Annotated in this window: 7 protein-coding genes; 6 read left to right on the top strand and 1 reads right to left on the bottom strand. The window is 70.9% G+C overall.

Annotated elements, in window-relative coordinates; genetic code table 11:
- Positions 1 to 224 precede the first annotated feature (224 nt).
- Positions 225 to 1,940 carry a threonine/serine exporter family protein gene (locus CCN51_RS09530; RefSeq protein WP_014178497.1) on the top strand — a complete coding sequence of 572 codons (1,716 nt, stop codon included), beginning with the start codon at positions 225 to 227 and terminating at the stop codon, positions 1,938 to 1,940.
- A 168-nt stretch (positions 1,941 to 2,108) separates the two neighbouring features.
- Here CCN51_RS09530 and CCN51_RS09525 read toward each other — a convergent pair whose 3' ends face one another.
- Complete coding sequence (locus CCN51_RS09525) at positions 2,109 to 2,603, bottom strand: inorganic diphosphatase (RefSeq protein ID WP_014178498.1); 495 nt, start codon at positions 2,601 to 2,603, stop codon at positions 2,109 to 2,111.
- Between the two features lie 86 nt (positions 2,604 to 2,689).
- Here CCN51_RS09525 and dacB point away from each other — a divergent pair, with 86 nt between their 5' ends.
- From dacB to ftsH, 5 genes are all read left to right on the top strand, one after another.
- Positions 2,690 to 4,267 (top strand): D-alanyl-D-alanine carboxypeptidase/D-alanyl-D-alanine endopeptidase, encoded by a 1,578-nt coding sequence (gene dacB / locus CCN51_RS09520; RefSeq protein WP_106436407.1) that lies wholly within the window; start codon positions 2,690 to 2,692, stop codon positions 4,265 to 4,267.
- Between the two features lie 48 nt (positions 4,268 to 4,315).
- A complete protein-coding gene (locus CCN51_RS09515) occupies positions 4,316 to 5,449 on the top strand; it encodes a zinc-dependent metalloprotease (RefSeq protein ID WP_014178500.1) in 1,134 nt (377 codons plus the stop codon).
- A 178-nt stretch (positions 5,450 to 5,627) separates the two neighbouring features.
- On the top strand, positions 5,628 to 6,755 hold the full coding sequence (tilS, locus tag CCN51_RS09510) for a tRNA lysidine(34) synthetase TilS (RefSeq protein WP_014178501.1): 1,128 nt from the start codon (positions 5,628 to 5,630) through the stop codon (positions 6,753 to 6,755).
- Between the two features lie 60 nt (positions 6,756 to 6,815).
- Positions 6,816 to 7,355, top strand: a complete 540-nt coding sequence (hpt, locus tag CCN51_RS09505; RefSeq protein ID WP_043491089.1) for a hypoxanthine phosphoribosyltransferase — start codon at positions 6,816 to 6,818, stop codon at positions 7,353 to 7,355.
- A gap of 289 nt (positions 7,356 to 7,644) precedes the next feature.
- A partial coding sequence (gene ftsH / locus CCN51_RS09500; RefSeq protein ID WP_211303214.1) for an ATP-dependent zinc metalloprotease FtsH occupies positions 7,645 to 9,567 on the top strand: 1,923 nt, incomplete at its 3' end.

Genomic DNA, 9,567 nt, shown 5'->3' with positions numbered 1-9,567 from the left:
CAGCAGGCCAGGCGTCACGCGGCCGCCACACCAAGCGCTGACGCCCAGCAGCCCGACACTCCCAGATCCCACACCCACAAACCCCACAACCCCCACGCGCCTCCCTTCCCACCGCCCCACCCTTCGGATGGCGGCCATCGACCCGCACAATGGGCTCGGTGGCCGCCATACTGCATGGCGGCCGGCGCACATCAGGCACAGGGGCGGGTGAGGAGCGAAGCGACGTGGGGTCCGAACGACAGCGCGGTCAGCGCGGTGCGAGCGTGCCGGAAGCGGAGGCGGCGGGGAGCCGTAAACCGCAGTCGGACGAGGCGCACAGCGCCTTCACCCCGCCGCTCGGGATGCCCTTGCCGCCCGTGCCCGAGGACGACCACCCCACCTCCGAGTTCGCCGTTCCCGAGGGGCTGGGCTCCGGTGGGTCCGAGTCCGCCACCGACACCGAGGGCTCGGCCTTCGTACCGCCCGCCGGGGTCAAGACCGGCCCGCAGACCGGCCAGGCCGCGAACTTCCCGGCGTTCACCCCGCCCAACGGCATCCCCGCTCTCCAGCTCATCCATGAGGGCCCCTGGCAGGACCGGATGCGCACCATGCTCCGCATGCCGATCAGCGAGCGCCCGGCCCCCGAGCGCCAGGAGCGGCAGGACGAGGCGGGGCCCGCCGTGCCGCGCGTACTGGACCTGATCCTGCGCATCGGCGAGCTGCTGCTCGCGGGCGGGGAGGGGGCCGAGGACGTCGAGGCGGCGATGTTCGGCGTGGCGCATGCGTACGGGCTCGACCGCTGCGAGCCGACCGTCACCTTCACCCTGCTCTCGGTCAGCTACCAGCCCTCGCTCGTCGACGACCCGGTCACCGCCAGCCGGACCGTACGCCGCCGGGGCACCGACTACACCCGGCTGTCCGCCGTCTTCCGGCTGGTCGACGACATCACCTCCGGCGAGGACTTCACCCTGGAGGAGGCATACCGCCGCCTCGCCGAGATCCGCCGTAACCGCCACCCCTACCCCGGATGGGCGCTCACCCTGGCCGGCGGCGCCCTGGCCGGCGCGGCGAGCATGCTGGTCGGCGGCGACTGGCCGGTCTTCTTCGCGGCGGCGGTCGGCGCGATGTTCGGCGACCGGCTGGCCTGGCTGGCCTCGGGGCGCGGACTGCCGGAGTTCTACCAGTTCGTGGCCGCGGCGATGCCGCCCGCCGCGATGGGCGTCGCGCTCAGCCTGGCCGGGGTGGGGCTGCAGTCCTCCGCGGTGATCACCGGTGGGCTGTTCGCGCTGATCCCCGGGCGGGCGCTGGTGGCGGGCGTCCAGGACGGGCTGACCGGCTATTACATCACCGCCGCGGCCCGGCTCCTGGAGGTCGCCTATCTGATCGTCGGGATCGTGTGCGGCGTGCTGACCGTGCTGTACGGGGGTCTCCAGCTGGACGCGAAGCTCAACCCGGAGGCGACGCTGCGCCAGGTCGACCGGCCGGTGGTGCAGATCGTCGCGGCGATGCTGCTTGCGCTGACCTTCTCCATCCTGCTCCAGCAGGAACGTCACACCGTGCTGTTCGTGACCCTCAACGGCGGGGTCGCCTGGGTCGTCTACGGCGCGCTGCACAACACCGCGGGCGTCCCCGCGGTCGCCGCCACGACGGTCGCCGCCGGGCTGGTGGGGCTCTTCGGGCAGATGCTGTCCCGCTATCGCTACGCGTCCGCGCTGCCGTACGTCACGGCCGCCATCGGGCCGCTGCTGCCCGGTAGCGCCACGTACTTCGGCCTGCTGGCGCTGGCCCAGGGCAATCTGGACCGCGGTATCGCCCATCTCACCCAGGCGGTGGCGCTGGCCCTGGCCATCGCCATCGGGGTGAACCTGGGCAACGAGGCCGCGCGCCTGTTCCTGAAGGCCCCGCGGCCCGAGACCGAGGCGTCGGGCCGCCGCGCCGCCAAGCGCACCCGCGGCTTCTGACGCCTGGTGCACCACGGCGAAGCACACAAAGGGCGGACCGGAAAACCGGTCCGCCCTCTGTCACAGCCCTCGAAGCTTTTAAGGCTCAGCGCAACTCAAAGGCCCAGCGCATCTCAAAGGCCCCACGCATCTCAAAGGCTCAGCGCAACTCAAGAGAAGTCGGCACGCTCAGTGCGCGCCGCCCGCGGCCTCCAGCCGCTTCACGGACGCCTCGACCTCGGCCTCGGCCTCGGCGCGGCCCACCCAGTTGGCCCCCTCGACCGACTTGCCCGGCTCCAGGTCCTTGTAGACCTCGAAGAAGTGCTGGATCTCCAGGCGGTCGAACTCCGAAACGTGGTGAATATCACGCAGGTGCTCGACCCGCGGGTCGGACGCGGGCACGCACAGCAGCTTGTCGTCGCCGCCGGCCTCGTCCGTCATCCGGAACATGCCGATCGCGCGGCACTTGATCAGACAGCCCGGGAAGGTCGGCTCGTCCAGAATGACCAGCGCGTCCAGCGGGTCGCCGTCCTCGCCGAGGGTGTTCTCCACAAAGCCGTAGTCAGCCGGGTAGCTGGTCGAAGTAAAGAGTCGACGGTCGAGACGGATGCGCCCTGTCTCGTGGTCCACCTCGTACTTGTTGCGCGAACCCTTGGGGATCTCGATGGTGACGTCGAACTCCACGGGTGGCTCCTCCATGATCAACACATACGTCTGGTGATTAAGTGTCCCCCACGCAGGTGTGTGGTGGCGAAAGGGGCTGGTCCGACGTGCCTGAAGCCAGATCGTGGCAGGTCAGGTGGTGGCAGAGCCAGTGGCAGAGCGCCACGGGCCGGTGGCGGAGCGCCACGGTGGAGCAGCGGCTGACGTGGCGACTGTCGGCGATCTCCGCCGTCGTCGGCCTGGTGGTGGCGGTCGCGACGGTGTTCGCGGCCGGGCCGTGGGACTCCGGGCAGCGTACGGCCGAGCGGGCCCGCGCCGCCGGGAGTCCCGGCACAGGTGGCGAGCGTCACGGCGAGGGCCCCGGGCGGTCCGTGCCCAGCGCCTCGCCGGTGCTGGCCCCCCTGGGCACGGCCGCCGTCGCGCCCTCCCCGGACAGCGGCGACGACGCGGTCCCGCAGCCCACCCGGGCGGGCCTGGCCGACGCGCTGGAGCCGCTGCTGGACGACGGGGCGCTGGGCAAACCGCGTTCGGTGTCCGTCGTGGACTCGGCGACCGGGCGACAGCTGTACGGGGCGCAGGCGGACACCCAGGCGGTGCCCGCCTCGATCATCAAGCTGGCGACCGGCATCGCCGCGCTCTCCGCCCTCGGACCCGACCACCGCATCGAGACCACCGTCGTCGTCCCCGGAGACGGTGCGAAGGGCGGGGCAAAGGGCAAGGGCAAGGACAAGGGCCGCATCGTGCTGGTCGGCGGCGGCGACCCCACCCTCACCGCCCGCGCCACCAAGGGCGCCGGCGCCCCGGCCAGCCTGCGCAAACTGGCCGACAAAACGGCGTCCGCGCTCAAGAAGAGCGGCACCGAAAGCGTCCGGCTGGGCTACGACACCTCGCTCTACTCCGGCCCGGTGCTGCACCCGATCGGACCCAACGAGAACATCTCCCCCGTCACCCCCCTCATGGTCGACGAGGGCCGCCTGGACGACAGCGACCACGGCCCGGCCCCCCGCTCCCACGACCCCGCCGCCGACGCGGCGGAGGAGTTCGCCACGATGCTGCGCGACCGCGGGATCGACGTGAAGGGTGAGCCGCAGTCCGTAAAAGCCGCCAAGGACGGGAAGAAGGCGCGGCCGCTCGCCACCGTCCGCTCCCAGCCGCTGTCCTCCCTGGTCGAGCGGGCGCTGACCAACAGCGACAACGACATCGCCGAAGCCCTCGCCCGGCAGACCGCCATCGCCGCCGGCGAACCCGCCAGCTTCGACGGCGCGGGGCGGGCCGTCATGGACCGGCTGAACAAGCTCCGGCTGCCGCTGTCGGGCGCCCGTATCGTCGACGGCAGCGGCCTGGACCGAGCCGACCATGTGTCCGCGGCCCTGCTCGCCCAGGTCCTGGTGCGCGCCGCCGACCCCGACCACCCCGAGCTGCGCTCGGTCCTCACCGGACTGCCGGTGGCCGGCTTCACCGGGACGCTGCGCGGCCGCTATGCGCAGGAGGCGGTCGGCCGCGGCGTGGTCCGCGCGAAGACCGGGACCCTGACGGGCGTCAACACGCTTGCGGGCACCGTCGTCGACGCGGACGGCCGCCTTCTGGTCTTCGCGTTTATGACGAACGGAACCACCGACCCCCAGGGCGCACAGCGCGCACTGGACCGCATGGCGTCCGCACTCGCGAACTGCGGCTGCCGCTGATGACCTCGTCGCCTCCCGGAAGGACCGCGCGCCACGTACCGTGAAGCCATGACGAGCATCGGTGGTGCGGAGATGGTCGACTGGAACCTCGCGGTCGCGACCGCGACCCGGCTGGTGCGGCCGGGCCCCGACGTGAGCCGGGACGAGGCGCGCGCCGTCGTCGCGGAGCTGCGCCGGTACGCCAAGTCGTCGGAGGAGCACGTCCGGGCGTTCACCCGAATGGCCCCGGCGGGCGGACCGGGCTCGGACACCCCGGTTCTCGTCGTGGACCGCGCGGGCTGGATCAAGGCGAATGTGGCGGGCTTCCGCGAAGTGCTCAAGCCGCTGCTGGGCAAGATGCAGGAGCGCCGCGGGGGGCTGCCGGGCGGCGCTGTGCTCGGCGCGGTCGGCGGCAAGGTCACCGGGGTGGAGCTGGGGATGCTGCTGTCCTTCCTGGCCTCCCGGGTGCTCGGCCAGTACGAGACCTTCGCCCCGCCGAGCCGCGATCTGCCCGCCTCCTCGGGCGGCGGGCGGCTGCTGCTGGTGGCGCCCAACGTGGTGCACGTCGAGCGCGAGTTGGACGTCGCCCCGCACGACTTCCGGCTGTGGGTGTGTCTGCACGAGGAGACGCACCGTACGCAGTTCACCGCGGTGCCCTGGCTGCGCGACCACATCGAGTCCGAGATCCAGGCCTTCCTCGGCGAGACCGAGGTGGACCCGGCCACCCTCCTGGAGCGGTTCCGCGAGGCCGTGCAGTCGCTGGGCGGCGGCCGCCCGGAGGCGGACGGCGACCGGGAGGGCAGTACGCCCAGCATCATCGAGCTGGTGCAGACCCCGGCCCAGCGGGAGATTCTGGGCCGGCTGACCGCCGTGATGTCGCTGCTCGAGGGGCATGCGGACTATGTGATGGACGGGGTGGGGCCCGAGGTCGTGCCGTCCGTCGCGGAGATCCGCGAGAAGTTCCAGAAGCGCCGGGCCAGCGGCGCGGGCCGGCTGGACCAGGCGCTGCGCAAGCTGCTGGGGCTCGACGCCAAGCTGCGGCAGTACCGGGACGGGGAGCGGTTCGTACGGTCCGTCGTGGACCAGGTCGGGATGGACGGCTTCAACCGCGTCTGGACCTCTCCGAACACGCTTCCGACCAAAACGGAGATCAGCGAACCCGCGGACTGGGTCGCGCGGGTGCACCGTAGGACGGAGTCATAGGAGCACCATGCCCTCCTAATCACCCGTCCGAGGGACCGTGAGCGACGGGTAGGCGTGCGATGCTCGGGGAACAGCGCGCTTCTGTCACCATCGACGTACTCAGCGTGACGAACTCTGTGTGACGAAACCCTCGTAACGGCCCCGAGGCACCCCCTCGAACGACAGATGGGAAACGGACATGGGTCCCCATCCAGCGGTCGCCGCGATACGCCTGGCGGTCCGCCGCGTCCTCCACGACGTACTCGTCGACCCTTCGACCTCGCCCCCCACCCGCGCCGCGGCGCCCCTGGTGCTCGTCGCCTGCTCCGGCGGCGCCGACTCCATGGCGCTCGCCTCCGCCCTCGCCTTCGAAGCCCCCAAGCTCGGGGTGCGCGCCGGAGGGGTCACCGTCGACCACGGTCTGCAGGACGGCTCCGAGGTGCGCGCGGCCGAGGTCGCCGAGCGGCTGCGGCTGCTCGGGCTCGAACCGGTCGAGTGCATCGGCGTGTCCGTCGGCCGGGACGGCGGCCCCGAGGCCGCCGCCCGTGACGCGCGCTACGCCGCCCTCGACACCGCAGCCGAGCGCCATGGCGCGGTCGCCGTGCTGCTCGGCCACACCCGCGACGACCAGGCCGAGACGGTCCTGCTGGGGCTGGCCCGCGGCTCCGGTATCCGCTCGCTGTCCGGTATGGCCCAGGTCTCCGGGGCGGGCGGCCGCTACCGCCGCCCCTTCCTGCGGCTCGACCGGCAGACCGTCCGCCGGGCGTGCCTGGCCCAGTCGCTGCCCGTCTGGGACGACCCGCACAACGTGGACCCGGCCTACACCCGCTCCCGGGTCCGCCACGAGGCGCTGCCCATCCTGGAGAAGGCCCTCGGCAAGGGCGTCGTCGAGGCGCTGGCCCGCACCGCCCAGCTCTCGCGCGACGACGCCGACGCGCTCGACGCCTGGGCCGCCCGGGCGGAGGCGGAGGTGCGGACCGATGTACGGCCCGCCAAGGCCGCCCCGGCCGACGCCGAGGCCCCCGCCGAACCCGGCGCAGTCGAATCCGGCGTCGCCGAACCCGACGGCGTCGAACCCGACGGCGTCGAACCCGACGCCGTCGAGCTCGACGCCGTCGGGCTGCACGCCCTGCCCCCCGCCGTCCGCCGCCGGGTGCTGCGCCGCGCCGCGATCGCCGCGGGCGCCCCCGCCGGTTCGCTCTTCGCCCGCCACATCGAAGAGGTGGACCGCCTGATCACCGGCTGGCGCGGTCAGCGGGCCCTCAACCTCCCGGGCCGCGTGGAGGTCCGCCGGGAGGGTGGCAGACTGGTCATCCGGCAGGGCTGACCCGCCCAGCCAGTAGAGCCGGTAACCCTAACGAGAGTGGCGCGGGTGGACGACAAGGACATGGGCACCGACCTCAAGTCGGTCCTCATCACCGAGGAAGAGATCAACGCGAAGCTGGCCGAACTGGCCGCCAAGATCGACGCGGAGTACGCGGGCAAGGATCTGCTGATCGTCGGAGTCCTCAAGGGCGCGGTAATGGTCATGGCGGACCTGGCACGCGCCCTGTCCACCCCGGTCACCATGGACTGGATGGCCGTGTCCTCGTACGGCGCGGGCACCCAGTCCTCGGGCGTGGTCCGCATCCTCAAGGACCTGGACACCGACATCAAGGGCAAGCACGTCCTGATCGTCGAGGACATCATCGACTCCGGCCTGACCCTGTCGTGGCTGCTGTCCAACCTGGGCTCGCGCGAGCCCGCCTCGCTGAACGTGTGCACCCTGCTGCGCAAGCCGGAGGCGGCCAAGGTCGCCATCGATGTGAAATGGGTCGGATTCGACATCCCCAACGAGTTCGTCGTCGGCTATGGCCTCGACTACGCCGAGAAGTACCGCAACCTGCGCTTCGTCGGCACGCTCGCCCCGCACGTGTACGGCGGCTGAGCGCCCTTCCCGGAGGGCGCTCAGCCCCTTCTCGGATGGCAGAGGAACCGCCTGGGAACCTGGCGCGGTTTCCCGCCGTTGGAGCAGGGGAAGGCGGATTTGTTAACAGTCCACGGCGGCGTCGGGTGACAATGCTGGGGTACCGTCCGAAGGTCAGTCTTTTTGAGACTGAGGATTACACAGCTCATACACCGCAAATACACCGCAATACACCGCACGCACAGGCGCCCCTCCAGGGCTGCCGTGCCTCACTGTGGCAGGAGGGACGGGGCGGCATCGCCCCGTATGGATGGACGTGAAGCGCTACTTCCGTGGGCCGGTCATGTGGATCGTGCTGGCCGTCCTCGCCGTGGTCGTGTTGATGCAGGTCGTCGGCTCGTCCGGCGGCTACAAGTCGGTGGACACCAGCCAGGTCGTCAAGGCGATCAACAGGAACCAGGTCCAGTCCGCCGAGCTGACGACCGGCGACGAGCACAAGATCAAGATCGAGCTCAAGGACAACGTCGCCAAGATCTCGGGCAGCAGCAAGCTCCAGGCCACCTACATCGGTGACCAGGGCCTCGACATCGCCCGGACCTTGCAGGCCAATGCTCAGAAGCAGGGCGGGATCCCGGACGGGTACAACGTCTCGACGTCGAAGCAGAACCCGTTCGTCGGGATCCTGCTGTCGCTGCTCCCGTTCGTGCTGATCGTCGTGGTCTTCCTGTTCCTGATGAACCAGATGCAGGGCGGCGGCTCCCGAGTGATGAACTTCGGGAAGTCGAAGGCCAAGCTGATCACCAAGGACACCCCGAAGACGACGTTCTCGGACGTGGCCGGGGCCGACGAGGCCGTCGAGGAGCTCCAGGAGATCAAGGAGTTCCTGCAGGAGCCGGCGAAGTTCCAGGCCGTGGGCGCCAAGATTCCCAAGGGCGTGCTGCTGTACGGCCCGCCCGGCACCGGTAAGACGCTGCTCGCGCGCGCCGTCGCGGGCGAGGCGGGTGTCCCCTTCTACTCGATCTCCGGCTCCGACTTCGTCGAGATGTTCGTGGGTGTGGGTGCCTCCCGCGTCCGCGACCTGTTCGAGCAGGCCAAGGCGAACGCCCCGGCGATCGTCTTCGTCGACGAGATCGACGCCGTCGGCCGCCACCGCGGCGCCGGCATGGGCGGCGGTCACGACGAGCGCGAGCAGACACTGAACCAGCTGCTGGTCGAGATGGACGGCTTCGATGTGAAGGGCGGCGTCATCCTGATCGCCGCCACCAACCGGCCCGACATCCTGGACCCGGCGCTGCTGCGCCCGGGCCGCTTCGACCGGCAGATCGCCGTGGACCGCCCGGATATGCAGGGCCGCCTGGAGATCCTCAAGGTCCACCAGAAGGGCAAGCCGGTCGCGCCGGACGTCGACCTCTCGGCCGTCGCCCGCCGTACCCCCGGGTTCACCGGTGCCGATCTGTCCAATGTGCTGAACGAGGCCGCGCTGCTGACGGCCCGTAGCGACAAGAAGCTGATCGACAACCACTTCCTGGACGAGGCGATCGACCGCGTCGTGGCCGGTCCGCAGAAGCGGACCCGGATCATGAGCGAGAAGGAGAAGAAGATCACCGCGTACCACGAGGGCGGTCACGCCCTGGTCGCGGCGGCCTCTCCGAACAGCGACCCGGTGCACAAGGTCACCATCCTCTCCCGCGGCCGGGCCCTGGGTTACACCATGGTCCTGCCCGACGAGGACAAGTACTCGACCACGCGCAACGAGATGCTGGACCAGCTCGCCTACATGATGGGTGGCCGCGCCGCCGAGGAGCTTGTCTTCCACGACCCGACCACGGGCGCGTCCAACGACATCGAGAAGGCGACGGCCACCGCCCGCGCGATGGTCACGCAGTACGGCATGACCGAGCGGCTGGGCGCGATCAAGTTCGGCTCCGACAACTCCGAGCCGTTCCTGGGCCGTGAGATGGCTCACCAGCGCGACTACTCCGAAGAGGTCGCCGCGCTGGTCGACGAGGAGGTCAAGAAGCTCATCGAGTCCGCGCACAACGAGGCGTGGGAAATCCTCGTCGAGAACCGCGACGTCCTGGACAACCTGGTCCTGGCGCTGCTGGAGAAGGAGACGCTCAACAAGGAGGAGATCGCCGAGATCTTCGCCCCGATCGTCAGGCGCCCGGCCCGCCCGGCCTGGACCGGCTCCTCGCGGCGCACGCCCTCCACCCGCCCGCCGGTGCTCTCCCCC

The organism is Streptomyces milbemycinicus, from assembly GCF_002154605.1.
Lineage (GTDB): Bacteria > Actinomycetota > Actinomycetes > Streptomycetales > Streptomycetaceae > Streptomyces > Streptomyces milbemycinicus.
This window is presented reverse-complemented; position numbering and strand designations above follow the sequence as displayed.